General features: G+C 70.4%; 41 protein-coding genes and 1 pseudogene. 39 read left to right on the top strand and 3 right to left on the bottom strand.

All coding sequences use genetic code 11. From position 1 onward, the window contains the following. Positions 1-37 precede the first annotated feature (37 nt). Complete coding sequence (locus tag OG462_RS09300) at positions 38-235, bottom strand: hypothetical protein (RefSeq protein ID WP_386560373.1); 198 nt, start codon at positions 233-235, stop codon at positions 38-40. Between the two features lie 148 nt (positions 236-383). After that, positions 384-833 carry a hypothetical protein gene (locus tag OG462_RS09295; RefSeq protein WP_406056299.1) on the bottom strand — a complete coding sequence of 150 codons (450 nt, stop codon included), beginning with the start codon at positions 831-833 and terminating at the stop codon, positions 384-386. A 174-nt stretch (positions 834-1,007) separates the two neighbouring features. On the opposite strand from OG462_RS09295, the pseudogene OG462_RS09290 reads away from it, so the two are divergent. From OG462_RS09290 to OG462_RS09215, 16 genes and pseudogenes are all read left to right on the top strand, one after another. Beyond that, positions 1,008-1,211 (top strand): annotated as a pseudogene (locus tag OG462_RS09290) (helix-turn-helix domain-containing protein); the annotation flags it as partial. Positions 1,212-1,257: 46 nt separating this feature from the next. Next, entirely contained in the window at positions 1,258-1,578 is a 321-nt protein-coding gene (locus OG462_RS09285; protein WP_406066930.1) for a hypothetical protein, read from the top strand. 83 nt (positions 1,579-1,661) lie between these two features. Further along, on the top strand, positions 1,662-1,862 hold the full coding sequence (locus OG462_RS09280; RefSeq protein WP_406056297.1) for a hypothetical protein: 201 nt from the start codon (positions 1,662-1,664) through the stop codon (positions 1,860-1,862). After that, entirely contained in the window at positions 1,859-2,209 is a 351-nt protein-coding gene (locus tag OG462_RS09275; RefSeq protein WP_406056295.1) for a hypothetical protein, read from the top strand. The genes OG462_RS09280 and OG462_RS09275 overlap by 4 nt, the downstream gene beginning before the upstream one ends. A gap of 109 nt (positions 2,210-2,318) precedes the next feature. Further along, positions 2,319-3,521: a hypothetical protein gene (locus OG462_RS09270; protein ID WP_406056293.1), complete on the top strand. Its 1,203-nt coding sequence runs from the start codon at positions 2,319-2,321 to the stop codon at positions 3,519-3,521. Then, positions 3,518-3,736: a hypothetical protein gene (locus OG462_RS09265; protein WP_406056291.1), complete on the top strand. Its 219-nt coding sequence runs from the start codon at positions 3,518-3,520 to the stop codon at positions 3,734-3,736. Before OG462_RS09270 ends, OG462_RS09265 begins: the two co-directional genes overlap by 4 nt. After that, positions 3,736-4,617 (top strand): PD-(D/E)XK nuclease-like domain-containing protein, encoded by an 882-nt coding sequence (locus OG462_RS09260; RefSeq protein ID WP_406056289.1) that lies wholly within the window; start codon positions 3,736-3,738, stop codon positions 4,615-4,617. Before OG462_RS09265 ends, OG462_RS09260 begins: the two co-directional genes overlap by 1 nt. Beyond that, positions 4,614-5,429 (top strand): hypothetical protein, encoded by an 816-nt coding sequence (locus tag OG462_RS09255; protein WP_406056287.1) that lies wholly within the window; start codon positions 4,614-4,616, stop codon positions 5,427-5,429. The genes OG462_RS09260 and OG462_RS09255 overlap by 4 nt, the downstream gene beginning before the upstream one ends. Beyond that, positions 5,426-5,635, top strand: a complete 210-nt coding sequence (locus OG462_RS09250; RefSeq protein ID WP_406056285.1) for a hypothetical protein — start codon at positions 5,426-5,428, stop codon at positions 5,633-5,635. The genes OG462_RS09255 and OG462_RS09250 overlap by 4 nt, the downstream gene beginning before the upstream one ends. After that, positions 5,632-5,931 carry a WhiB family transcriptional regulator gene (locus tag OG462_RS09245; protein WP_406056284.1) on the top strand — a complete coding sequence of 100 codons (300 nt, stop codon included), beginning with the start codon at positions 5,632-5,634 and terminating at the stop codon, positions 5,929-5,931. The genes OG462_RS09250 and OG462_RS09245 overlap by 4 nt, the downstream gene beginning before the upstream one ends. A 31-nt stretch (positions 5,932-5,962) precedes the next feature. Continuing rightward, complete coding sequence (locus OG462_RS09240; protein ID WP_406056282.1) at positions 5,963-6,928, top strand: hypothetical protein; 966 nt, start codon at positions 5,963-5,965, stop codon at positions 6,926-6,928. Continuing rightward, positions 6,925-7,581: a hypothetical protein gene (locus OG462_RS09235; RefSeq protein WP_406056280.1), complete on the top strand. Its 657-nt coding sequence runs from the start codon at positions 6,925-6,927 to the stop codon at positions 7,579-7,581. Before OG462_RS09240 ends, OG462_RS09235 begins: the two co-directional genes overlap by 4 nt. Further along, positions 7,578-8,180 carry a hypothetical protein gene (locus OG462_RS09230; protein ID WP_406056278.1) on the top strand — a complete coding sequence of 201 codons (603 nt, stop codon included), beginning with the start codon at positions 7,578-7,580 and terminating at the stop codon, positions 8,178-8,180. Before OG462_RS09235 ends, OG462_RS09230 begins: the two co-directional genes overlap by 4 nt. Continuing rightward, on the top strand, positions 8,177-8,500 hold the full coding sequence (locus OG462_RS09225) for a DUF6011 domain-containing protein (RefSeq protein ID WP_406056276.1): 324 nt from the start codon (positions 8,177-8,179) through the stop codon (positions 8,498-8,500). Before OG462_RS09230 ends, OG462_RS09225 begins: the two co-directional genes overlap by 4 nt. Further along, complete coding sequence (locus tag OG462_RS09220) at positions 8,497-9,768, top strand: DNA cytosine methyltransferase (protein WP_406056274.1); 1,272 nt, start codon at positions 8,497-8,499, stop codon at positions 9,766-9,768. The genes OG462_RS09225 and OG462_RS09220 overlap by 4 nt, the downstream gene beginning before the upstream one ends. A 21-nt stretch (positions 9,769-9,789) precedes the next feature. Beyond that, positions 9,790-10,431, top strand: a complete 642-nt coding sequence (locus OG462_RS09215) for a hypothetical protein (protein WP_406056272.1) — start codon at positions 9,790-9,792, stop codon at positions 10,429-10,431. A gap of 49 nt (positions 10,432-10,480) precedes the next feature. On the opposite strand, the gene OG462_RS09210 is transcribed toward OG462_RS09215, so the two are convergent. Beyond that, the gene (locus OG462_RS09210; RefSeq protein WP_406056270.1) at positions 10,481-10,741 is read right to left on the bottom strand and encodes a hypothetical protein; all 261 of its coding nucleotides are present in this window, start codon (positions 10,739-10,741) and stop codon (positions 10,481-10,483) included. Positions 10,742-10,876: 135 nt separating this feature from the next. Here OG462_RS09210 and OG462_RS09205 point away from each other — a divergent pair, with 135 nt between their 5' ends. From OG462_RS09205 to OG462_RS09095, 23 genes are all read left to right on the top strand, one after another. Further along, positions 10,877-11,161, top strand: coding sequence for a hypothetical protein (locus OG462_RS09205; RefSeq protein ID WP_406056268.1), 285 nt, complete (start codon positions 10,877-10,879; stop codon positions 11,159-11,161). Beyond that, positions 11,161-11,316 (top strand): hypothetical protein, encoded by a 156-nt coding sequence (locus OG462_RS09200; protein ID WP_406056267.1) that lies wholly within the window; start codon positions 11,161-11,163, stop codon positions 11,314-11,316. Before OG462_RS09205 ends, OG462_RS09200 begins: the two co-directional genes overlap by 1 nt. After that, positions 11,313-11,579 (top strand): hypothetical protein, encoded by a 267-nt coding sequence (locus OG462_RS09195; protein ID WP_406056265.1) that lies wholly within the window; start codon positions 11,313-11,315, stop codon positions 11,577-11,579. The genes OG462_RS09200 and OG462_RS09195 overlap by 4 nt, the downstream gene beginning before the upstream one ends. Continuing rightward, positions 11,579-12,433: a hypothetical protein gene (locus tag OG462_RS09190; protein WP_406056263.1), complete on the top strand. Its 855-nt coding sequence runs from the start codon at positions 11,579-11,581 to the stop codon at positions 12,431-12,433. Before OG462_RS09195 ends, OG462_RS09190 begins: the two co-directional genes overlap by 1 nt. Next, on the top strand, positions 12,433-12,939 hold the full coding sequence (locus OG462_RS09185; RefSeq protein ID WP_406056261.1) for a hypothetical protein: 507 nt from the start codon (positions 12,433-12,435) through the stop codon (positions 12,937-12,939). Before OG462_RS09190 ends, OG462_RS09185 begins: the two co-directional genes overlap by 1 nt. Next, positions 12,936-13,544 carry a hypothetical protein gene (locus tag OG462_RS09180; protein ID WP_406056259.1) on the top strand — a complete coding sequence of 203 codons (609 nt, stop codon included), beginning with the start codon at positions 12,936-12,938 and terminating at the stop codon, positions 13,542-13,544. Before OG462_RS09185 ends, OG462_RS09180 begins: the two co-directional genes overlap by 4 nt. 10 nt (positions 13,545-13,554) lie before the next feature. Next, on the top strand, positions 13,555-13,692 hold the full coding sequence (locus OG462_RS09175) for a hypothetical protein (protein WP_406056257.1): 138 nt from the start codon (positions 13,555-13,557) through the stop codon (positions 13,690-13,692). Between the two features lie 5 nt (positions 13,693-13,697). Further along, positions 13,698-13,853 carry a hypothetical protein gene (locus tag OG462_RS09170; RefSeq protein WP_406056255.1) on the top strand — a complete coding sequence of 52 codons (156 nt, stop codon included), beginning with the start codon at positions 13,698-13,700 and terminating at the stop codon, positions 13,851-13,853. Positions 13,854-14,017: 164 nt separating this feature from the next. Further along, positions 14,018-14,197, top strand: a complete 180-nt coding sequence (locus OG462_RS09165; protein ID WP_406056253.1) for a hypothetical protein — start codon at positions 14,018-14,020, stop codon at positions 14,195-14,197. A 142-nt stretch (positions 14,198-14,339) separates the two neighbouring features. Continuing rightward, positions 14,340-14,702, top strand: coding sequence for a hypothetical protein (locus OG462_RS09160; protein ID WP_406056251.1), 363 nt, complete (start codon positions 14,340-14,342; stop codon positions 14,700-14,702). Between the two features lie 16 nt (positions 14,703-14,718). Beyond that, a complete protein-coding gene (locus OG462_RS09155; protein WP_406056249.1) occupies positions 14,719-14,991 on the top strand; it encodes an HNH endonuclease signature motif containing protein in 273 nt (90 codons plus the stop codon). Positions 14,992-14,995: 4 nt separating this feature from the next. Next, a complete protein-coding gene (locus OG462_RS09150) occupies positions 14,996-15,178 on the top strand; it encodes a hypothetical protein (RefSeq protein WP_406056247.1) in 183 nt (60 codons plus the stop codon). Between the two features lie 10 nt (positions 15,179-15,188). Beyond that, on the top strand, positions 15,189-15,626 hold the full coding sequence (locus tag OG462_RS09145) for a hypothetical protein (protein WP_406056245.1): 438 nt from the start codon (positions 15,189-15,191) through the stop codon (positions 15,624-15,626). Positions 15,627-16,098: 472 nt separating this feature from the next. Further along, positions 16,099-17,595 (top strand): terminase, encoded by a 1,497-nt coding sequence (locus tag OG462_RS09140; RefSeq protein WP_406056243.1) that lies wholly within the window; start codon positions 16,099-16,101, stop codon positions 17,593-17,595. Then, complete coding sequence (locus OG462_RS09135; protein WP_406056241.1) at positions 17,592-17,744, top strand: hypothetical protein; 153 nt, start codon at positions 17,592-17,594, stop codon at positions 17,742-17,744. Before OG462_RS09140 ends, OG462_RS09135 begins: the two co-directional genes overlap by 4 nt. Continuing rightward, a complete protein-coding gene (locus OG462_RS09130) occupies positions 17,741-19,057 on the top strand; it encodes a phage portal protein (RefSeq protein ID WP_406056239.1) in 1,317 nt (438 codons plus the stop codon). The genes OG462_RS09135 and OG462_RS09130 overlap by 4 nt, the downstream gene beginning before the upstream one ends. Next, positions 19,032-19,808 carry an HK97 family phage prohead protease gene (locus OG462_RS09125; protein ID WP_406056237.1) on the top strand — a complete coding sequence of 259 codons (777 nt, stop codon included), beginning with the start codon at positions 19,032-19,034 and terminating at the stop codon, positions 19,806-19,808. Before OG462_RS09130 ends, OG462_RS09125 begins: the two co-directional genes overlap by 26 nt. 68 nt (positions 19,809-19,876) lie before the next feature. Next, the gene (locus tag OG462_RS09120) at positions 19,877-21,112 is read left to right on the top strand and encodes a phage major capsid protein (RefSeq protein ID WP_406056235.1); all 1,236 of its coding nucleotides are present in this window, start codon (positions 19,877-19,879) and stop codon (positions 21,110-21,112) included. Between the two features lie 62 nt (positions 21,113-21,174). Beyond that, positions 21,175-21,375 (top strand): hypothetical protein, encoded by a 201-nt coding sequence (locus OG462_RS09115; RefSeq protein ID WP_406056233.1) that lies wholly within the window; start codon positions 21,175-21,177, stop codon positions 21,373-21,375. Between the two features lie 10 nt (positions 21,376-21,385). Then, positions 21,386-21,937, top strand: a complete 552-nt coding sequence (locus tag OG462_RS09110; protein WP_406056231.1) for a hypothetical protein — start codon at positions 21,386-21,388, stop codon at positions 21,935-21,937. Next, positions 21,937-22,401: a hypothetical protein gene (locus OG462_RS09105; protein ID WP_406056229.1), complete on the top strand. Its 465-nt coding sequence runs from the start codon at positions 21,937-21,939 to the stop codon at positions 22,399-22,401. The genes OG462_RS09110 and OG462_RS09105 overlap by 1 nt, the downstream gene beginning before the upstream one ends. Positions 22,402-22,425: 24 nt before the next feature. Further along, positions 22,426-22,617, top strand: coding sequence for a hypothetical protein (locus OG462_RS09100; RefSeq protein ID WP_406056227.1), 192 nt, complete (start codon positions 22,426-22,428; stop codon positions 22,615-22,617). After that, on the top strand, positions 22,617-23,603 hold the full coding sequence (locus tag OG462_RS09095) for a phage tail tube protein (RefSeq protein ID WP_406056225.1): 987 nt from the start codon (positions 22,617-22,619) through the stop codon (positions 23,601-23,603). The genes OG462_RS09100 and OG462_RS09095 overlap by 1 nt, the downstream gene beginning before the upstream one ends. Positions 23,604-23,609: the final 6 nt, after the last annotated feature.

The following is a 23,609-nucleotide window of genomic DNA, read 5'->3' as shown; positions in this document are numbered from 1 at the left end:
GCTCGGCTACCGCCGGTCCTCCACCGCTCCTCTGTTGTTACTCCGCCGTGCCGAGAGGGCACGCGCAGCACTGCTTGCAGTCGACGCCCTTCTTCTTCAGGTACGCCCGGACGATCGCCTGAATCGACTTGTCCGACGCGACCCGAGGAGTTAGGACACAGACCGTGTCGTCCACCAACTCGACCGTATGCACGTAGTGCTTCGGGCCCAGATCGAGGATGACGGGTGTGCTCATAGGTCCCCCTGTCGCCGTGCGGGAACCCCTCCAGGTCTGCACAGCGTGACACACCTGTCACTGCAGCGCACTGGGTTGTTGAGCATTGAGTGAGCCAGGAACGTAACGTTCCAGTCACAGAAAAAGGTTGTACTGCAACAACCTTTCTTTACCCGCCCTTGAGGGGGTATCCGCGGTCCCGCAGGTACTCCAGCACCCGCTGAGTCATCTCGTCCGCATCCCGCAACGACAGGTCGGGTGCGGTGGCGCTAGCGGCACCCATCACCGCGTTCTTCAGGTCGTCAGGAAACTGCGACAGGTCGTGGTTCCGTACCCGCGCGCGCACGATCAGCTCAGTGCCGTCGGCCAAGAGCAGCGAGTCGCCTCCGTCGAGCACGTGGCGGCAGGCCCCGGGGGCGAGCTTCAGCCCCTGCTCGATCTTGGTGTAGGTGAGCGCGCTTACGGGGCGGCCGGCCTCGACGTTGCGGTACGGCATGTGGGAGAGCCCGCACGCCTCGGCGGCCGCTTCCTTGCTGCGGTACCCGAGGGCAACGCGCTGCTGGCGCACCAGGGTGGCGAGGAAGTCGAGCGGCGAGGAGTCGCCGGTGGGGGCTGGCATGGCGCCCATCATCGCAGCTACCTCCAGCTACCGCTATGCCGGTCTGGCCAGATGGCCGGATCGCAATCAATGGCCAGAGAAAATCGGCGCGCGTTCTAGAGGTAACGCTCGGTGAATATATGTTACCGCTAAGTACCTCTAGAAACCTCTAGAGGTGAGCGCTAGGTTCTATCCATGGAACAACCCGCAGCCACCTACCAGGTGCTCGGAGCGGCCATCCGCACCCGACGCATGCACCTCGGCCTCTCCATCGCCGAGTGCGCAGGAGCTGCCGGGATCAGTCGGCCCTACCTGAACCAGCTCGAACTCGGCAAGCGCCACCGCATGAAGCCCGGCACCTACAAGGGCCTGCGCCGCGCTCTCGACCTGCCGGCCACCGACACCCGGCTCCTGGTCGCCACGACTCCTCGAAAGGAGAGACAACATGCCGGTCGCCACGAAGCCCCGCCCGACCGCCCCGCCCGTCCTCGAGACGTTCCACACCGTCTCCCAGGCCGCCATCCGTCTCGGGCTGCGCCTCCCGGAGGACAAGAGCAAGAAGGGCGAGAAGTGGCTCCGTGACGGAGTGAACCGCCCCGAGGACGGCAGCAAGGGGACCCCGTTCCCCTGCCACCGCCTCGCCGGCCAGCTCCTGTTCAGCGACTCCGACCTGGCCGCGATCGCGGACATGCACCGCAACCAGAGGGACGGACGGTCCCGGCCGCGCAAGCGCCGGGCCTACCGCACCGTCAAGGCCGTGGCCTGACCCCCTGAACGAAGTCGGGGCCGCCCGGACCGGGCCTGGTCCAGGAAGCCCCTCGGCCCTCAACGCACAGATGAAGAGGAACCGTGAAGCAGAACCATAGCCCCGAGAAGCCCGACCCGCAGACCGAGGACGTCACGCCGCAGGTGCAGAAGCTGCGCGAGATCCTCGCCGGCCAGCGCGCGGCGACCGCCGGTGAGTTGGCCGAGCAGCGGCACCTCGTCGACCCGCTCGACCACGCCCTCGAGGCCCTCGCCCCGCGTACGCAGGACGGAGGTGCCCGATGACGCTGACCCCGATCTCCGTACGGCTCGCGCCGGGCGCCCTGCTGGGCCGCCTGTCGGCCGACATCCTGCGGCAGACCACCCTCCTGTCCCTCGTCGCCGACTGGTCAGACGAGGAGGCCCGCGGGAACGTGCTCGCCGTCCTCGACAACCTGGCCGTCGTCGTGGCCGACCCGACGGACGAGGCCGAGATCCGCCGCCGCGTCCTGGCCGTGGAGTGCGCCGCCGAGATGGACCCGGCCGACGTGTCCGTGAGCCTCGATGAACTGCTCCGGCTTCGCGACGAGATGGACCGCGTGATCAACGAGATCCGCAGCACCCACGTGCTCACCGTGGGGCGGCTCGGATGATCCACGACCCCCGCCGCTGTCGCCTGTGCGCGCCGCTCCGCCACCCCTCGCTGGCGAGCGCGCGCCGCTTCCTCCCCATCCTTCTCCCCGCCCAGACCCGGAGGCCCTCGTGACGACCACCGAGCCCCTGACCGCCGAGCATGGGGCCGCGCTCCTCGGCCCCGCGCAGGAGATCCACTCCGCCCCGAAGCCCGCCAACCGGCCGCTCCGCACGTCGAACGACATCGCCGTCGAGGTCGCGGACCGGTTCCGGCAGGACACCGCGAACCACGAGCTGAAGATCCTCCACGACGACGGCCTCCACAGGCACCTGCTGCTGCGGAACCCGCGCTCCTCCGAGTACTGGTTCGAGATCGTCACCTGGCCCGGAAGCCTCACGATCCGCGGGGATGTAGGCGACGGCTACACCTTCAGCCGCGAGCGGGACATGTTCCCCTTCTTCCGCAACGAGTACGGCGGGATCAACCCGCACTACTGGGCGGAGAAGCTCGGCGGCGGCCGCCGCTCGGTGAAGGAGTACTCCGAGAACCTGCTCCGGCAGCGGGTCGTCGAGCAGTTCGTCGAGGACGCCCGTTATGAGGGTGTCCCCCCGGGCACCGGCAAGGCTCTGCGGACGTGGGTCCTGAACGACGACCTCAGCGACGAGCACCAGGCACGCAACGTTCTCGAGGACTTCGCCCACCAGGGCTACGAGTTCAGCGACTTGTGGGAGTGGGACTTCCACGACTACGACACCGCGTTCCTCTGGTGCTGCCACGCGATCGTGGCCGGCATCGCCCAGTACGACCGCGCGGCCAAGACCCCGCCGCGGCTCCGGTCCGCGTGGGAGTCCGCTCGGCGCGGCCGGGCCCAACTGCGGGCCCGGGTGGCCGAGCTGGAGGCCGAGCGGAACGTCGTCGACGGCGTCCTCGCCCCGACCACCACGCCGAGCACGCTGCGCTGGGACCGGACCGTGCTGCCGCCGGACGGCGAGGACCCGCACACCATCGTCTGCTGCACCGACACGGACAGCGGCCGGCCTGCCGCACTGTTCCTCGACCCGCTCGAGCGGACCCGGCTCGCGCTCCGCCTCGCCGACCCCGGCGACGCGTCCGGGCAGGCCGCGCGTCGCGAGGTCCTGCGGCAGGTGGTCACCGCCGAGGGCGGCCGGTGGAAGTCCAGCCGCGCCCGGCGCCTCCTCGCCGAGCACGGGTACGCCGTCACGCCCCGCACCGCCCGTAACGACCTCGCCGCCCTCTGCGCCGAGGGGCTCCTCGTCGTCAACGACGAGCCGGGCGTCCGCTACTACACCCCGAAGGGGGCCCGCCGATGACCGAGACCCGCACCAGCTACCTCCTGGCCGCGATCCAGACCGAGCCGCAGCCGGTCACCACCCACCGCGCGGAGGAGATCCTCTCCGGCTCCCCGTACTCCCACCACCGCAACTCGGCCCGCCGGTCGCTCCGGTCGCTCACCCGCGCCGGCCACCTCACCGCCACCGACGACCACGGCCGCCGCACTTACACCCCGACCGGAGCCACCACCTGATGAGCACCACCTCGCGCGCCGGGGCTCCGGCCCCGGCCGCCAAGCCCATCGAGCCCGGGCTGTACCCCGACCTCACGGCTGACGCGTACCACGGCGACCGCTGGTCCCTCTCCTCCAGCGGGGCGCGGAAGATCCTCGACGCCTGCCCCGCCGTATACCGGTACGAGCAGGACCACCCCCGCCCGCCCAAGAAGACGTTCGACATCGGGCACGCCGCGCACTGCGAGGTCCTCGGCGACGGCCCCGAACTCGTCGTCATCGACGCCCCGCGCTGGGACACCAACGAGATCAAGGCCGAGGTCGCCGCCGCGCGAGACGCCGGCGCCGTACCCCTCAAGCGCCACGAGTACGACCAGGTCCAGGAGATGGCCGCCGCGATCCGACAGCACCCCGAGGCCAGTCGCCTGTTCGCGCCCGGCTCGGGACGCCCGGAACTCTCCGGGTTCTGGCCCGACCAGGCGACCGGCGTCATGCGGCGGGTCCGCTTCGACTGGGCGCCCGACCGTGGGCCCGGGCGCCTGATCATCCCCGACTACAAGACCTGCGCGAGCGCGGCCCATGACGACCTGGAGAAGGCGATGGCCACGTACGGCTATCACCAGCAGGCCGACTGGTACCGCGCTGGCGCCATCGCCCTCGGCCTCGGCGACGAGGCGACCGCGTTCGTCTTCGTCTGCCAGGAGAAGGCCCCGCCGTACGTCGTCACCGTGTTCCAGCCCAGCGCCCTCGCCATGCGGATCGCCGCCGCCAAGAACCGGCGCGCGCTCCAGGTCTACGCCGAGTGCGTCGAGACCGGCCGCTGGCCCGCCTACGGCGACGAAGTCGCCTACCTGTCCCTGCCCATGTGGGCCGAGAAGCGTGAGACCGAGGAGTACTTGTGAACCACCCCATCGAGCGGATGGCGGCCGCCGCCACCCCGGCCCGGATCGGGCAGGGCACCGCCATCGAGCAGTCCCGCGCGGTCGCCGAAGTCCAGGCCGCGATCGTCGTCGCCCAGCAGTGCCCGCGCAACATCACCGCCGCCGTCGAGGCCATGCGCCAGTCCTGCACCCAGCCGTACCTGGCCGAGAGGGCGTTCTACCGGTACTCGCGTGCCGGGTCGACGATCACCGGCCCGAGCGTTCACCTGGCCCGCGAGCTGGCCCGCGTCTGGGGCAACGTCCAGTACGGACTCGTCGAGATGCGCCGGGACGACGAGTACGGCCAGTCCGAGATGCAGTCGTTCGCCTGGGACGTCGAGACCAACTCCCGCAACAGCTCGACGTTCATCGTGCCGCACCGCCGCGACACGAAGACCGGGCCGAAGCAGCTCACGGACATGCGGGACATCTACGAGAACAACGCCAACAACGGTGCCCGCCGCGTCCGGGAAGCGATCTTCGCAATCCTGCCGCCCTGGTTCGTCGAGGAAGCCAAGGAGCTCTGCAACCGCACCCTGCGGGACGGCGGCGGCAAGCAGCTGAACCTGAGGGTCGCCGACGCGGTCAAGGCCTTCGAGGGCATCGGCATCACCGCCGACCGGATCGAGACCAAGCTCGGCCGCACGTCCGGGAAGTGGACCGAGCACGACGTGGCCCAGCTTCAGGTCATCTTCCGGTCGATCCAGCAGGGCGAGGTGACGGCCGACGACGAGTTCCCCGAACCGCGCGTCACCGCCGCCGAGATCACCGGCCAGGACGAGGCGGTGGCGTGATGCGACTCCCCCTCATCACCCGCCGCCGCGCGCAGGACGCCGTCGACCTCGCGACCGCCGGCCTCCGCCGCCAGCTGGAGCAGGCCCGCGCCGAGGCCGCGCGCGAGCGCAACCACCGGCACCGCGCCGCGGCTCACGCCGTGCAGCTCGCCGAACGCCTCGACGAGGTCACCGCCGCCAACCAGTCGTACGACGTCGGCCCGTGACCACCAAGACCCCCGCGTCCGGGATGCCGACTCCCCTCCCGGGCGCGGGCACCAACTGGCGGACCAGGGGCCTGTGCCGCGACGAGGACCCCGAGCTGTTCTTCCCCGATACCGCCGCCGACCGACGGGCCGCACTCGCGGTCTGCGCCAGGTGTCCCGTACGGGAGCGGTGCCTCGCCGAGGCCCTTGCGGAGGAGGGCGGCCGGAACACGCACGGCCGCCACGGCATCCGGGGCGGTACGACCCCCACCGGCCGCCAGAAGCTCCACTCGCGCACGGCCAAGACCGCCACCTGATCCACCCCGAACCTCCAGGAAGAAGCCGCACATGCCGTGGGTCCGTCTCGACGACCGCTTCCCGTCGCACCGCAAGGTCGCGTTGCTGTCCGACCGGGCGTTCCGGCTGTACGTGTCCTCGCTCTGCTGGTCCTCCGAGAACCTCACCGAGGGCCACGTCCTGGCGAAGGAACTCCCGCTCGTCTCCCGGGTCCGCAGCCCCAAGTCGGCCGCCGCAGAGCTGGAGACCGCCGGCCTGTGGGACAAGACCGCCGACGGCTGGGCCGTCCACGACTACCTGGAATACAACCCGGACCGGGCCCGGGTGCAGGCCGAGCGGGAAGCGAACGCCGCCCGACAGAAGGCGTTCCGGGACCGGAAGAGGGCCGAGCGGGACGCCGAACGTAACGGGGACCGTAACGCCCCGAGTAACGGCGTTACGCCTGGCTCGGAATCCGGCCCGGATGACACGACGGACGCACGAACGCGACAAGACGGCGACACGAACGCGCGAGAAAGCGACCCGACAAACCAGTCGTCGCCGCAGGTCAACGAGTTCCGTAATGGCGTTAGTAACGGCGCCCCGTCCCCGTCCCCGTCCCAGGTACTCCCTACGGGAGTACCTCAACAACTCCCCGCCGTGCACGAAGGCGTCACGAAGTCGGTGGTTCCGGTCTCCGGAAGAGGAGAAGCCGAACCCCTCATCCAGGCCATGAACGCCCGCGGGATGACCGTCGCGTGGAAGTTCAGCGGAGAGGAGTGGATCTCCCTCCGCGACGCCATCCGCCTCGTGGGAGTCGCCCTCCTTGTCGAGCACGCCGAACGAGTCTGGCGCGCTGCCAAGACCCCGCCGTTCTCCGCCCGCTACTTCCTCCCGGGCTGGACCACCCTCCAGCCCCCGGCCGCCTACACCGGGCCCCGCCCCGTCGCTGGGCCTCCGTCGGAAGCCCAGTCCTACCTCTCCGAAATGCAGCAGATCGCCGCCGAACTCCGCGTCGCCGAAGGAGGCATGCAGTGAAGCCGTCCGAAGTCCCGCAGCTCCTCGCGGAGATCGCCCTCGCAGACCCCCGCGTCCGCCGCACCGACCACATCGAGCTCCGCGCCCAGATCGCCATGTGGGCCGGAATCCTCGCCGACGTCCCGTACGACGCCGCCGTCCGCTACGCCCACGAGCACTACACCAAGAGCACGTGGCCGATCCTCCCCGCCGACATCGCCACCCGCTGGACCGCCGCCGTCGCCGAACGCCTCGGTCGCCACGTCGGAACGTTCGAGCCGACCGCCCACCCCGGCCTCCACCCCGACGACGAGGCCGGGTACCGCGCGGCGCTCGCCGCCGAACGCCACGCCGTCGCCGTCGGCGCTCAGCCCCCGAACGAACTCCGGGCCATCACCGCGGGCCCGGCCGCTGCCGAGGTCCAGGCCCGCCTCGACCGCATGGGCACCTACATGCCCGCGTCGGTGAAGGAGACCCTGGCCGAGCTCCGGCCCGACGCGGTCGAGCGTGAGCGTCTCATCCGCTCTGGGCTCTCCGACCCCCGCAGCGTCACCTGCCCGTGGGAGGCCTGCCGCGCTCGCCAGGGCCAGCGCTGCCAGACCAACGGCCGTGACCGCCGCGACTACCACCCGGCCCGCGTCGAGGCCGCACACCGCACCGGAGCCGCCGCATGACCGTTCTCCTGCTCCCGCCCGCGACACACAGCATCGTCGCCCTCGACGTCGAGCCGCTCGCCGTCGGCCCGCGCTTCGTCCGTACGCGCGCCATGAGCCGCTGGCACCGGCCACGCACCGGCGTCCAGTTCCCCGAGGCCCGCGTCTCCTACACCGTGTGGTGCGGGCAGCACGTCGGCAGCCACCGCCCCGGCGGCATCCTCACCGCCGAAGAGCCGCCCGCCGGAGACCTCGTCTGCGCCACCTGCGAGGGCCGCGCCATCGGCGCCGGACAGGAGCAGCAGGCCCCCGGCGGCCGGCCGCTCGTGTTCAGCCCCCAGGGCCTCACCCCGCCCCGGCACTGCCCCGGCTCCCGCACCGACCTCTACCGGCTGCTCTCCGGCGGCACGACCGGCGAATGCCTCGCCTGCGACGACACCCACCCGCTCCGCGCCATGGGCGGCCCGTACGACTCCCGCTACGCGATCGTCCAGCACGACCCCGGAGCCGGACTCGTCGCCCCCTGCCCGTTCCACCGGTGGCGCCAGCCTCACCTCGACGGTGACAGCCTCCGCTGCGACTGCGGGCGGCCGATGCCCGCGCCGAAGGGGGCCCGGTGAAGGTCGCCTGCCGCGTCTGCGGCCGCCGCCTCCGGTCCCGCCGGTACGCCGCCGCCGGCATCGGCCCCGTCTGCGCCCGCAAGACCACCACCACCGTCGGACCCGACGCCACCGCACCTCGGCCCGCCGTCGAGCACTGCCCCGGCCAGACCACCATCCCCCTCGCCCCCGCCATCCCCGCCGCCGCCGTCGCCGACATCGAGGCCGCCCTCGACGACGCCGACCGCCTCGGCGAGACCGGCCACGCCCGCGCCGAACGCGCCGCCCTCTACCTCGCGTCCAGCGGCTGGACCATCACCCCCGCAGGAGCCCCCGCATGATGCGTCGCCCGTTCCGCCACGACGACGCCCCCACCGTCACGGACCTGTTCTCCGGCCTCGGCGGAGCCTCCGAGGGCCTCAAGGAGGCCGGATGCAGGATCCACCTCTGCATGAACCACGACCGCGTCCAGGTCGCCGCCCACCAGGCCAACCACCCCGACACCATCCACCTGGTCGAGGACATCAACGCCTACGACAAGCGCTCCCTCCCGCGCACCCGCATCCTGTGGGGCTCCCCGATCTGCACCGAGATCAGCCCCGCCGGCGGGCGCCGCCGCAACCGCGGTCAGCTCGTTCTCGACGGCAGCGTCTCGGCTGCGTTCGAGCGGACCCGGGCGACCGCGCTCGACATCCTCGCCGCCACCGAGGTCCACCGATATGACGCCGTGCTGTGCGAGAACGTCATCGAGTTCGCCACCGACTGGGCACTGTTCGACTGGTGGCTGAAGGGGATGGAGATCCTCGGCTACAACTTCCAGATTGTGTGCGCGTCCTCCGCACACCTCGGCGGCGGCGACAACCTCCTCGCGCCGCAGCACCGGGACCGGCTGTACATCGTGTTCACCCGCAAGGAGATTCCGCTGCCCGACCTGGAGGTCCGCCCGGAGGCCGTGTGCCCCGCCTGCGGCCCCGTCCGGGCGCGGCAGGTCTGGCGCAACACCCGCCGCCGGAAGATCGGGAAGTGGGGCGTGCAGTACGACTACCGGTGCCCCAACCGGGCGTGCGGCCACCTCATCCTCGATCCGACGGTCCGGCCGATCTCCGAGGTCATCGACTGGGACCGACCCGGCACCCGGATCGGCGATGGCCGCCCGGACCGGAAGGCGTTCACGCCGTACGCCGAGTCCACCCGGGCCCGGGTCGCGGCTGGCCTGGCGAAGTTCGGTGACGCCCCGCACGTCGCCGTCCTCCGGCGGAACACCTCGCCGGTCGCGGTCTCCGACGCCGTCCCGGCTGTGTCCGCCCAAGGCAAGCACCACGCCCTGATCGTGCCCAACGGCCGCAAGGGCGCCGTCCGTACAACGGCCGAGCCGCTGACCACCGTGGCCTGCAAGCCCCATCACTCCCTCGTCCGGCCGGCGCCGACGGTCGAGGACTGCACCCTCCGCATGCTCACCCCGCGCGAGCTCGCCTCAGCCCAGCGGTTCCCCGCGGACTACGTCCTCCCGGACTCCACCCAGGAGGACCAGATCCTCGGCGTCGGCAACGCCGTGTCGGTGAACGCCGCCCGATGGCTCGGCGAGCGCGTCCTCGCCGTCCTCGCCTGACCCACCACCAGGAGTGCCACCATGAACACCTGCGGCATGTGCGAGACCCCCGTCGAGCACGGCTACCTCTGCCCCGGCTGCACCCGAGCCCTCGCCGACCGGCTCCAGCGCATGCCGCGCCTCTACAACGCCCTGGGCGCCTTCCTCGCCCCCGCGGCGACCCGCGAGCCCGGCGGCGGACGTACGGGCCGCGCCGAGGCCCCCCTGCCCGTCTGCGAGCCCGTCCTCAACCTCCGCGCCAACGGCGGCATGGTCACGACCCTGGAGACCTGGCGCAGCGACTTGCACGCTGCTCGCCGCTGGGCGCCGCCCACCTCGGCTGTGGGCATCCCGAACCGCGTGGCGCTCGCAGCGGGCGCGCTCCTCCACTCCGTCGACTGGATCGCCACCTGCTGGTCCGAGGCCAGCGACCTCGCCCACGAAATCCGTGACCTCGAACGCGACATCGCCACCATCACCGGCGCCCGCGAACGCCCCGCCGGCCTCCGCCTCGGCCCCTGCCCCGCCGAACACACCGACGGCACCCTGTGCGGCGCCATTCTCCGGCTCCAGCCTGGTGAGCAGCTCGTCACCTGCCGATGGTGTGCCACCACGTACCCGCCCGGAACGTGGGCCTTGCTCAAGCAGCTCATCGACCACGACGCCCAACAGGCCGCCGCCTGAACACGACGAAGCCCCCGACCATCACGGTCGGGGGCTCGCGTGTGTGCGGCTACTCGGCGGCCGGCGGCCTGCCCTTCAGGTCCGTACGCCATCCGGGGCGTGTATCCCGGGCAGCGAAGAACGGCCGCGCCAACCTGTAATCCACTGCCTTCGCCCGGCCGATCGATACGACTGGGGGAAAGCCTGGATCCTCCTGCGCGATCTTCGACAGTCGTTGATGGCTCATCGTCTTCACCACGCCGTCCGCGACCAGCCGGCGCGCGAGCTCTCTGAAACTCACCATGTCAGGCCCTCCTTCGGGCTCGGTCATGGGCACCATCTTCCCTGACCTTGTTGCCATGTGGCAACAAGGTCGCTACGTTGGATCCAGCACAACAGAACGGCCCCGGTCGGTGTGTGAGAGCCCGGCCGGGGCCAGCCACCCCTGATCAGACCAGGAGTAGCCATGCCCGAGCTTAGCCAGCCCCCGTCCCTCCGTGACCTCCGCGTCACCCGCGGACTCACCTGGGTCGCCGAACGCCTCGCCACCACCCGGCCCCAGGACGCGATGACCGTCAACGCCGCCCGGTCCGCCGCCCTCCGGCACTCCATCGACACGTACAGCAACGACCGTGTCGCCAACGCCGTCCTGAACGACATCATCGCCGCCCTCCCGTCGGTCCGCGACGGCGAGGACCGCGCCGAGTACGCCGCGCGCATCCAGCTGCTCCTCCAGGGAGTGACGGCCTGATGGACACCCCCGTCTACACCCCCGCTCCGGAGCCGGACCGCACCCCCCGGGCGAACACGATCATCGACGCCCCCGCCACCCCGGCCGCCTGCACCCAGGACTACGAAGCCGCGGGCCCCGTCCGCGCCAAGATGGGCAAGCAGGGCGCCCGATGAACATCACCGCCCCCGACCACATCCGCCAGGCCCTCCGCTACGCCGCCGAATGGCTCACCACCAACCGACCCGACAAACCCATGAGCGAAGTAGGACGCCGCGGCGCCGCCCTCCTGACCGCCCAGGAAACCCACCCCAACAACCAGCAGGCCACCAACAAGCTCGTGGAAGAACTCCTCACCCACATGCCCCAGGTGGCCCCCGGCGCCCTCACCCGAACCCAGTACGGCAAGCAGCTCCTCAACGCCACCAGGAGCGCCTGATGGACTTCCCCCGCCTGAGGACACCGCTCCTCCTACCCGCCACCCTCCTCTCCGGCGCATCCCTCGCCTGGACCACCTGGAGCCTCGTCGACCTCCTCGGCGCCGGACCCATCGGCGTCACCGTCGCCGCCGGCGCCGACGTCATCTGGGCCAGCGTGATCCTCGCCGAAGCCCGCGGCGTCCACGTACCCATCCGAGGCCGGAACCTCGTACCCATCATCGGATGGGTCACGCTCGTCGCCGTCGCCGCGCTCCTCGCCTGGCACGGCATCGAACGCGACGTCCCCGCCATGGCGGTAGGCGGCCCGTTCCTGCCCCTCGGCACCAAGGCCCTCTGGCTGATGGCCCTCGCCGACATGCGCGACCCGTCCGCCCTCACCGACGACGAGCGGGCGCGGCTGGCCGCCCTGGAGCGGGGCATGCGGTTCGAGGAAGCCGAGCACCGCATCGGGCTCCGGCGCCGCGAGATGGACGCCGAGCGCCTCCTTGCCGACGTGTCCGTCGACTTCGAGATCGAACTGGCCCGGCAGGACAAGGGCCGCGAGCTCGCCCGCCGAGCACCGATCGCGATCGCCCCGATCACGCCCGAGCAGCCCCCGATCACGCCGATCGCCGCCCCGATTGCCACCGAGCAGCCCCAAGGTTCGGAGCGCCCCGAACCCGGCGTGACCAGCCCGATCGCCGATCGCGAGCAGAAGAGCATTGCCGATCTCGCCCGCGATCACGTCGCGATCCACCCGACCAACCCGCCCGCCACCAAGGCGATCTGCTCGCTCCGACCCGACGCCGATCCGGACTCCGTTGCTGCGGCTGTTCGCCGTGCTCGCGCCAAGATGACCGGGGGATACAACTGATGCCGTACACCGTGATCAGCCTCGGCGGCGTCGCCTTCGGCTGCGCCATCCTCATCGCCTTCGGCATCCGCTGGTGGTTCCGCGAGGGACACAACTTCGCCGCCCTCATCCCGTTTGTCCTCGCCTGGATCTACGGCATGCTCGCCGCCCTCGCCACCTACAACGCCGTATCCGTCCTCGGCGCCATCACCTGGCTGACCATCTGGGCCGGAAACCTGGCCGGCCACGTCAGCCTCGTCTGGGGCGTCGGCGGCACCGACCGCAACGTCACCCGCGCCACCCCGATCGCCATCGAGGACGGCGGCTACGTCATCGTCCTGTTCTTCACCGTCGTTCTCGTCTGCCTCTGGCTGTGGGCCAAGAGGATTCCAAGGGGCAAGCTCGCTGCCGGCGCAGCATCGGGCGCTCTCCTCGCCCTCTCCGGGACCGTCGCAGGCATCGCCGCCATCCCCCTCGGCTCCGCCGTCAACGCGGCAGGCGCCGTCTTCACGGAGTACATGGGATGACCGACGAACAGCAGGAAGCCTCCGTGGAGGAGCAGCCTGCGCAGAGCCGGGCCGCCATCGGATGCCTAGCCGTCATCGGCATCACCACCGCCGGGACGATCGTCATGGTCGTCCCGGAGACCGGCTACTACGCGGCGGGCCTGCTTACCGCGGCTGGCGTCCGGCGGACCCGCGCATGGTTCGCTGGACGCCGGAACGCCGACGAGACCGAGGCCGACGAGCAGGAGCCGGTCGACATCGTGGCCGTCCTCCAGGAGCTCGGCCGGGGTGGGGAGCACGTCCGTCTGACGCAGCTCCAAGAGGCTGCCGCACTCCCCGACACGAAGACTGTCCGGGCTCTCCTCGATGAGGCCGGCATCCCTATCCGTACGGGGGTCCGCGCGGGCGGGAAGAACGGGCCCGGCGTCCACACGGACGACATCCCCCGGATTGAGACCACCCCTTCCGACGGTTGTTTGTGCAGGTCAGACGCCAACACCAACACCAACAACGCGCCGGAGAGTGGGCCCGAGAAGGGGTTCCGTGTAGAGCACACCGGCCAAGCCGGGATCACCGTCTACGACCTATCCGAGACCCACAACCGCCGCCACACGGCGAAGGCCTGAGGAGACCGCCATGGCACTTCGCCAACCCAAGCTTGAGCCCAACGACCCCCGCCGCAAGGGCCACGAGACGACCTACAGTTCCTCCCGAGGCAGCTGGACCAAGCCCGCCGACAAGCCCGTCCCCGGCACACCGAAGCAGGCAGGATGACCGTCATGAACGACCAAGAAGAATCCGATCCCGAACTCCCCGCTACTACCGAACCGGTCGGCATCGACATGTTCAACATGGACTACCACGCCGAGCATGCACTCGACCCCGACGACGACGGATACCTCTTCGGCACCGCCATGGGCCGCTCAGACAGCTAGACCAGCCCGCGTGGCTGCCGTAGCCCCAACTGTCAGTGGCCAGCCGTACCGTGGACAGCACTACCCCAACCCGATCGATTGCGCGCCGGCTGCTCGCTGCGACTCGGACCCCGCCCCGCCCTACCGGAACAGCGCACCGGTACGGCGGGGCGCATCATGTCCCCATGGACACGCCGCTCCTCGTCGACACCCACGCCGCCTCAGCCGCCACCGGCACCCGCCCCGGAACCCTCCGCATCTGGCTCCACCGCGGCCACCTCACCCACCACGGCCACGACCGCGCCGGCCGCGCCCTCGTCGACCTCCACGAGCTGGAGAACCGCCTCGCCGCCAAGGCCGCTTGATCCGCGCCCCGGCAAGGTGTAACACTGACCCCACGTCCGGCATGCCCGGGCATCGACAGGCCCGCCACCGTGCGGGCCTTCGTCATGTCACGAGACCATCACTCGCATCCACAGCCCGTGCGCAATCCGGCACGCTGACCCGATGCGCAGACTCACCACCGCGGTCCTCGCCGCCACCGCCCTGCTCCTCGCCCTCACCGGGTGCAGCAGCCCGAAGAGCGACAGCAACCCCTCCCCGACGCTCACCACCACGACGCCGACGCTCTCCGTCGCCGAGCAGCGCGAAGCCTGCGTCGACGCCTGGGCCGCCACCATCGGCGCCCGACCCACCGACTTCAACCCCGAGACCGACACGGACCCGACGCCCGACGCATGCGCCGGCCTCCCCGAGTCCGACTCCCTCGACGCCTACATGGACGGCCTCCAGCAGTCCAACAAGGCCGGCCGGGACGAGCTGCAGCGCCAGATCGACGAGGCGGCCTCCGACGACGCACAGACCCCCTGAACGTGAGGAGGCGCCCGTGGCCAGCAACCCCCGCAACGGGCGCCCCTACCGCCGCCTCGTCGCCGCGCAGAAGGCCCTCGGCCTGCCCTGCGCGCGCTGCGGTGGCTACATCAACCCCCGCCTCGACCCGCGGTCCGGCTGGTCGTTCACCCTCGACCACATCGTCCCGCTGTCGCGCGGAGGCAGCCTCCTCGACCCCGCCAACGCCCGCAGCATGCACCGACGGTGCAACAGCGCCCGCGGCAACCGGACCGGGACACAGCCCATGAAGACGTCGCGGAGATGGTGATCCCATGACCTGGCCGCCTCACTGCCCGAACTGCCACGCCCACCACATCAACAGCTGCGAGGACGCGAAGGAGAACGACAGGCTTCTCGCCCGCATCGTCGCCTTCGCGCACGCCACTTCGATGCGCACCCCGATGCACTCCCTCCCCGGAACCTTCCGAGGGCCGACCTGGACCGCCCGCGCCTAGGGGTGATGCCGTGCTGTACGTCGTCACGGGCCCGCCGGCCGCAGGCAAGAGCTCGTGGATCCAGGCGCACGCCACCGCGCGGGACATCGTCATCGACCTCGACCTCATCGCCAGCGCCCTCACCGGGCCCGGCGCACCCCAGTGGAACCACGACCCAGTGGTGCAGCGCGTCGCCCAGAAGGCCCGGTACGCGGCCATCGACGAGGCCTGTCAGCACCTCGACAAGGTCGACGTCTACCTCATCCACACGCTGCCCAATGCCAAGGCCATCGCGAGGTACAAGCGGCTGGACGCCAAGGTGGTCGCCGTGGACCCAGGCCAAGACATCGTCATGAGCAGGATCGAAGCCATGCGATCGCCCGAGATGAAGGCCGTGGCCACCAAGTGGTACCGGCAGCGGGCCCGACTCCCGAGGCTGGCCATGCCCCAGACATCCCGGGACTGGTAGCCCACCGGCAGCCCCTCACCGACCGTCACGTACCGCCATGAGCCAGGGCAACCCGGGCTCCGATCGCCGGGGCCGAATGGGCTCGACGGGGGGAGGTGGGTCAAATCTTCAGAGCAGGGGCGGGCGACCCACAAGCTCTTCTCGCCCGATTTTTTGCGCGGCCATTTTTGAAGCCGCTATTCACCCGAAATCTGATTCGACCGAATTAGTGGCGCTCACCCTGCGTGACATTACTGGGAGTGACGGGGGTCGGCCGTGGTCGAAGACTCAGTCCGCGATGAGCTTGACAACTTGGACGTGACCAGCATCGCTCCCGGCCTTGCGGCCACTGCGGTCAAGCTTGCTCGCGCGCTCGACCAGATCCCCGACGGTGACGCTCCGACATCACAGGCCGTCGTCGCGGACAAGCTCCACGCCCTGATGGTTCGTCTCCGGGGCCTGGCTCCAGTCCAGTCGGAGGGGGATGCGCTCGATGACCTCGCTGCTCGACGTGCCACCCGCCTCGGCGCCTGACGGAGTCCAGGCCCCGCGCATCACGACCGTGCCCTCGACCCGGCTGTCCTCGTCCGGTCAGGAGGCCGTCGAACTTGCGGCGCTGGCCGGTCTGAAGCTCGACCCGTGGCAGGAGCACGTTCTTGACCTCGGCCTGTCGGAGCGCGCGGACGGCCGCTGGTCCGCGTTCGAGGTCGCGGTGAACGTCCCCCGACAGAACGGGAAGGGCGGCATCATCGAGGCCCGGCAGCTGGCCGGCCTGTTCCTCCTCGGCGAGCGGCTGATCCTGCACAGCGCGCACGAGTTCAAGACGAGCATCGTGGCGTTCAAGCGGGTCGAGCAGCTCATCATGGGGTGCCCTGACCTGCGGAAACGTGTACTGCGGGTGCGGCGCACGACGGGTGAGGAAGCGATCGAGCTTGTCACGGGGCAGACGTTGCGGTTCCTGGCCCGCTCCGGTGGTTCCGGCCGCGGCTTCACGGGCGACTGCAACATCCTCGACGAGGCGATGATCCTCGGCGACGACGCCATGGGCGCGCTCATGCCGACCATGTCCGCGGTCCCGAACCCTCAGATCTGGTACCTCGGAAGTGCGGGCATTGGCGCGCCGTCCGTGCAGCTCGGTCGTCTGCGGTCCCGCGCGCTCGCCGCTGTTGAGTCCGGGCAGCCCGATCCGTCCCTCGCCTACTTCGAGTGGTCGGTGGACGCCCACAGGGCCGAGTGCGGCCCCGGCTGTACAGACCACTCTGACCCCGACGACCCCGCGGCATGGGCGGTGGCGAACCCGGCGCTCGGGATCCGGATCACTGCCGAGCACGTCCGCAACGAGCGACTGTCCATGGGCGGCGGCGGCATCTTCGAGCGGGAGCGGCTCGGCGTCGGCAACTACCCGGCGGACGGCGCCGAGGCCTGGCAGGTTATTGGTGAGGACGCGTGGCGGGCCCTGGCCGATCCGAAGTCCACCCCACCGAAGGGCGGGCCGCTGGCGTTCGCCATCGACGCGACCCCCGAGCGGTCGCACGCTGCGATCGTCGTGGCGGGCCCGTGGCGGGGCGGTACGCACGTGGAGGTCATCGAGCACCGGCCCGGCATGGGCTGGATCGTGGAGCGCGCCAAGGAGCTGCACGCGCGGCACAAGCCGCGCTGCTGGGTCGTCGATGCCGGCGGCCCGGCCGGGTCCCTGATCCAGGATCTGGCCGACGAGCTCGGCGTGGAGGTTGTGCAGCCGAAGGCACGCGAGATCGCCGCAGCCACCGGCCAGTTCTACGACGCGGTCGCGGAGCAGTCGATCAGCCACCTCGACCAGGCGCCGCTCGCGGTGGCCCTGGCAGGCGCGCAGAAGCGCCCGCTGGGCGACGCGTGGGCATGGGCCCGGCGCGGAGTCGGCGTCGACATCAGTCCGCTGGTGGCGGTCACGCTGGCCCGATGGGGGCTCGGTGCTGAGGTCGAGGACGAGAGGGCGCCGATCCTGTGGTGAGACTGCTGTGGGCCGCTGAGGTCCTGTTCGTCCTGCTCGGCCTTGTCGGGGTCGCGCTCGTCTACCTGCCGGCCTCGTTCGTCCTGGGCGGCGTGTTGGGTGTGCTCGCTGTGGAGCGGGCCCTGAGTGGTCGGAGGGAGAAGACGTGAGTCTCTTCGGTCTCTTCGACAGGCGGTCCGTGGAGAACCCTGCGGTGCCGCTGACGGATGCGTCCCTGCTGGACTGGATGGGCGGGCAGCGGACGGACTCGGGCATCTCGGTGTCGGAGCAGTCGTCGCTGCACATGCCGGCCGTGTGGCGGTCGGTCGCGGTGATCGCTGGGGTGTCGTCGGCGCTGCCGTTGCATACGTACAAGACCGGGACGAAGGACCGGGTCGACTCGCCCCTGCTGGACGATCCGCACCCCGAGCTGACGCCGTTGGAGCTGTGGCGGCTGGCGTACGTGCACCGGGCGCTGTGGGGCAATGCGTACGTGCAGAAGCTGCGGGCGCCGTCGGGGCAGGTCAAGGAGCTGTGGCCGCTGTCCCCGGACCGTGTGCAGGTGGGCCGGGTGCGGCCCACGGACGCGATTCCGGGCGGCAAGGTCTTCCAGGTCACGGACGACTGGGGTAGCTCGCATGTCCTGACCTCGCATGACGTACTGCACATTCCGGGGCTCGGCTACGACGGGCTGACCGGCTGCTCGCCGATCCGGGCCGCGGCGCAGGGCATCGGGCTGGCGCAAGCCGCCGAGTCCGGGGCAGCCCGGCTGTTCGGCGACGGCAACCTGGTGAGCGGCGTACTGCAGACCGAGCAACGCCTGAACCCCGAGCAGGCCGCGGCCCTGAAGAGCCGGTGGGAGTCGAAGGTTTCCGGCATCCAGAACGCGCACCGCATCGCCGTCCTCGATGCCGGCGCCGCGTTCAAGCCGATCGCGATGCCGCTGAAGGACTCGCAGTTCCTGGAGTCGCGCGAGTTCCAGGTGGCGGAGATCGCCCGCATGTTCGGTGTGCCCATGTTCCTCCTCATGGAGACGAGCAAGAGCACGTCGTGGGGCACCGGCCTGGAGCAGCAGGCGCAGGGCTGGCAGACGTTCGACCTCGGCCCCACGTGGCTGTCGCCGACGGAGCAGCGGATCACGAAGGAGCTGCTGCCTCCCGGTCAGTACGCGCACTACGCGCTGCAGGGTCTCCTCCGCGGCGACAGCTCGGCGCGGGCGACGTTCTACCGGGCGATGCGCGACATCGGCGCCCTGTCGGCGAACGACATCCGCCAGTTGGAAGATCTGCCGCCGATCGGCCCCGAGGGCGATATCTACCTGCAGCCCACGTACATGGCCCCCCTGGGGGTCAACCCACTGGCCAACGACGGCGGGGCTGCCCCCGCCCGCGCGGCCGCCCACATGGCCGAGGCACGGCGCCTCCTGGCCGAGCATGCCGACCAGGAAGGGGGCGCAGATGCCCACGATGACGACCGGGGTTGAACGACGCCGCCTGTCCCTGACGGACTCGGGTCTCGCGATCCGCGCAGATGATGAGGGTGGGAGCGCCCGGTTCGCCGGGTACGCCTCCGTCTTCAACAGCCGTACGGCCATCGGGAACCCGCTGCGATGGGGGTTCTACGAGGAGATCGCGCCCGGCGCGTTCGCCAAGACCCTGGCCGAGGGCGACGCCCGCATGCTGATCGACCACGACAGCTACTACGTCGTGTCCCGCTCCTCGGCCGGCACTCTCACGCTGGCCGAGGATTCGCGCGGCTTGGCCGTCGACTCCGCCCTCGACGACGAACTGTCGTACGTGCGGGACCTGAAGGCGAACCTCCGGAACAAGAACGTCACCGGGATGAGCTTCGGGTTCTACGTCATCAAGGACGAGTGGAACACCGAGGAGATCGAGATCGAAGGGGCTGACCCCGTCGAGGTCGACGTCCGCGTGATCCGCGAGGTACGCCTCATCGAGGTGTCCGCAGTCACCTTCCCCGCCTACACCGACACCGAGGCCGAGCTGAAGGCCGTCGCCCGAGCCCTCGACCACCGCGGCGACCTCGCCGCCGTCGAGGCCCGCGCGCGCTTCCGCCCGGAGCTCCTCGACCTCGTGCACATCGACCGTGAGCCGGGTGAGTCCACTCGCGGCACCCAGACCCCCGCTGAGCCGGCCGTGTCCACTCAGACCCCGGGCCTGCCCATCTCGATGCGCATGAACGCGCTGGCCGCCCGCTTCGGGCTCCCGCGCTAACCCATTCATCCCTTCCAGCCCCCGACGGTTCGGGGGCTGTTTGGCGTGCCGTGAAAGGACACACCGCCATGAGCACTCTGCTCACCCGCGCGCTGGAGAAGCGCGCCAACACCTGGTCCCAGATGCAGGAGATCCAGGCCACCGCCGAGCGCGAGGGCCGCGACCTGACTGCCGAGGAGCGGGAGAAGTGGGACCGGGCCGAGACCGACCTCACGGCCGCGTCGCAGGACGTCGAGCGCCTGGAGCGCATGGCCCGCATGGACGCCGTCCAGCGCGACCAGCTCGTCGTCGCCACCGGCCAGACCGAGATCGAGCGCGCCACGGACCAGGAGGCCGACTACCGGACCGCGTTCGGCCAGTTCGTCCGCCGCGGCATGAGCGGTCTCGACAACGAACAGCGGCAGCTCCTCATGACGAACTCCTCCGAGGTCCGGGCGCAGGCCACCAGCCCCGGCAGCGCGGGCGGGTACTTCATCCCGACCGACACCCTCGCCCGGATCACCGAGACGATGAAGGCGTACGGCGGCCTGCTCGGCGCGTCCAACGTCATCACCACGGCGTCCGGCAACCCGCTGAACTGGCCGACGAACGACGACACCAGCAACATCGGCGCGATCCTCTCGGAGAATTCCCAGATCACCGAGCAGGACGTCACCCTCGGGCAGAAGACCCTCGGCGCGTTCACGTACACCTCGAAGCTGGTGCGCGTGTCCCTGCAGCTCCTGCAGGACGACGCGTTCAGCATCGACACGTGGCTGCCCCGCAAGCTGGGCGAGCGCATCGGCCGCGCGGTCGCCGCGCACCTGGCGACCGGCGTCGGCACCACCCAGCCCGAGGGCCTGTTCACCAACGCCACCGCCGGCAAGACCGGTGCGGCCGGTCAGGTTACCTCCGTCACGTACGACGACCTGATCGACCTCCAGCACTCCATCGACCCGGCGTACCGGCTCGGCGCGCAGTGGGCGATGTCGGACTCGGCGCTGAAGGTGATTCGCAAGCTGAAGGACGGCAACAACCTCCCGCTGTGGGAGCCGTCCACGCAGCAGGGTGTCCCGTCCACGCTCCTCGGCGCCCCGGTCCTCATCGACAACGGCATCCCGGTTCCGGCCGCGTCTGCGAAGTCGATCGGCTACGGCGACATCAACGCCGCGTACGTCGTCCGGCAGGTGGCCGGCGGCCAGATGATGCGGCTGGAGGAGCGGTACGCCGACTACCTCCAGGTCGGCTTCTTCGGCTTCCTCCGCCTGGACGCGAAGCCCGACGACGGCAGCGCGTTCCGCGTGTACGCCCACCCGGCGACCTGACCCCAACCCGTACCGCGGCCCCGGCATTACGCCGGGGCCGCCTGGTGGAAGGAGGGTGCGCCATGGTGCGCATTCGGATCCTGCAGTCCGTCGCTGGCCTCGACTTCTCGTGGGCTCCGGGCGATGAGGTCGAAGTCGACGACGAGGCCGCTGGCCTCTGGGTGGACGGTGTCCGGGCCGAAGTCGTCGAGGGCGCCGAGAAAGCCGCGGCCCGGTCACGCGGTGGCGGCCGGGGCCAGCGGGCCGAGACCCGCAGCGAGTAGGGAGTAAGCCGTGGCCATCCTGTCTCTCGCCGACGCCAAGGCCCAGCTCGACCTCACGTCGACCGCCCACGACACCGAGCTGCAGGCGTACGTCGACGCGATCGACGAGGTCATCGAGGGCATCATCGGCCCGGTCACGGTACGGGAGGTCACCGAGCAGGTCGACGGCCGCGGGCCGACGCTCAGCCTGCTGAAGGCCCCCGCGATCTCCCTGACCAGCTTCACCCCTGTCCTGACGGGCGGCCCAACGCTCGACGTATCCCAGCTGCACCTGAACGGCGCGCTCGGTGAGGTCCGACGGAAGGACGGTGCCTACTTCACTGGGGGCCCCTGGACAGCCGTCTACCAGGCTGGCCGACCAACGGTGTCGCCGACGATCAACATCTCCGGGCGAATCCTGCTGCAGCACTGGTGGCGCACGCAGTACGGGGCCGCCCGCGGCAACGTCGGCGGCACCGACGACTTCGACGTGACCGAGCCGATCGTCGGCTTCGGCTACGCGATTCCGAACCGGGTGCTCCAGTTGCTGGAGCCCTTCAAGACGGGGCCGGGGGTGGCGTGATGGTGACCTCCCGCGTCCCGGCCGCGGTCGCGGCCCTCCTCGACATCCTGCGTGCGGCGCCGTCCCTCGCCGACGTACGGATCGTGGACGGGCCGCCCGCGGTCAACCTCACCGAACGGGACCTGCTCTACGTCGGCTGGCAGCCGAACGGCGAGTCGGCGGTCCAGCTGACCCAGGACTTCAACGCGGCCGGCGCCAGGACCCGCGACGAGGCGTTCGTGATCGCCGGATACGTGGAGTCCCGAGGCGGCGACAAGGAGATGTCGATCCGCCGTGACCGCGTCTTCGAGATCCTCGGCACGGTCGAGACCGAGCTGCGAGCCACGAACACGGCCACCACGGCACCGACCTTGAACGGGACCGTGCTGTGGTCCCACCTCACCGCGGGCGATCTGCACCAGGAACAGAAAGAGGGCTCGCTCGCGGGCCTCAACTTCTCCGTGACCTGCCGCGCCCGCATCTGACCCAACCCACCTGAGGAGTAAGCGATGGCGCGTGTGCGCTTCATCGGCAACGAGCCGGTCACCGTGCCGGAGCTCGGCAGCCGAGTTGTCCAGCCCGATCAGGTCGTCGAGGTTCCTGACGGCCGGTTCGAGGGCTACGTCTGCCAGACCACGAAGTGGGAGCCGGTCGAAGAGCCCGGCTCGAAGAAGACCAACATCAAGAAGGAGGCCAGCTGATGGCGATCGGATCCGGTCTCGGCGCACAGATCGGCATCGCGGCCGAGAGCAGCTACGGCACGTACGTGGCGCCGACGACGTTCCCTGAGTTCACCAAGGAAGGCCTCGTCGCTCAGAAGACGACGGCTCAGTCCAGCGGCATCGCGGCGGGGCGGCTGATGGCGCTGTCCTCGCGACGTGTGGTCACGCAGCGGTCGGCGGCGGGTTCCATCGAGATGGAGGTCGCCAACAAGGGCATGGGGCTGTTGCTCCAGGCGCTGATGGGCACCACGGTGACCCCGGTACAGCAGGGTGCGACGGCCGCGTACCTGCAGACCCACACGCTCGCGGATACCTGGGGCAAGAGCCTCACGATTCAGAAGGGCGTGCCGCTGACGACCGGGGTCGTCACGGACAAGACGTTCGTCGGTTGCAAGGTCATCTCGGCGGAGTTCTCGTGCGAGGTCGGCGGCATGCTGACCGCCAGCTTCGAGTTCGACGGCAAGGACTGCGACGAGACCAAGACCCTCGCGGTCGCGTCCTACGTCCCCATGTCTCCGTTCCACTTCGGGCAGATGGGCCTGAAGACCGGCGCGTTCGGTGCGGAGACGGCCCTCGACGGCGTCCGCAAGGTCACCGTGAAGCTGGAGCGCGGCCAGGCCGTGGACCGCTACTACGCCAACCAGTCCGCTCTGAAGGCGGAGCCGATCTCGAACGACCTGGTGAAGGTGTCGGGCTCGCTGGAGATGGACTACGTGGCGACGACCGTGGACGACCTCCACACCACCGACGGCGCGACGTCGCTCGTGTGGGAGTTCCTCGGCCCGATCATCGCCGCGACCCACGCGGAGACCTTCCGCGTCAGGCTCCCGGTGATCAAGGTCGACGACGCCCCGCCGACCGTCGACGGCTACCAGGTCGTGAGGCCCAGCTTCAATTTCACCGGGCTCTTCGACGGCACCAACCCGGTCGCCATCGACTACATGAGCACGGACATCACCCTGTAGGAGGCG

The organism is Streptomyces sp. NBC_01077, assembly GCF_045162855.1.
Classification (GTDB): Bacteria; Actinomycetota; Actinomycetes; order Streptomycetales; family Streptomycetaceae; genus Streptomyces.
This window is presented reverse-complemented; position numbering and strand designations above follow the sequence as displayed.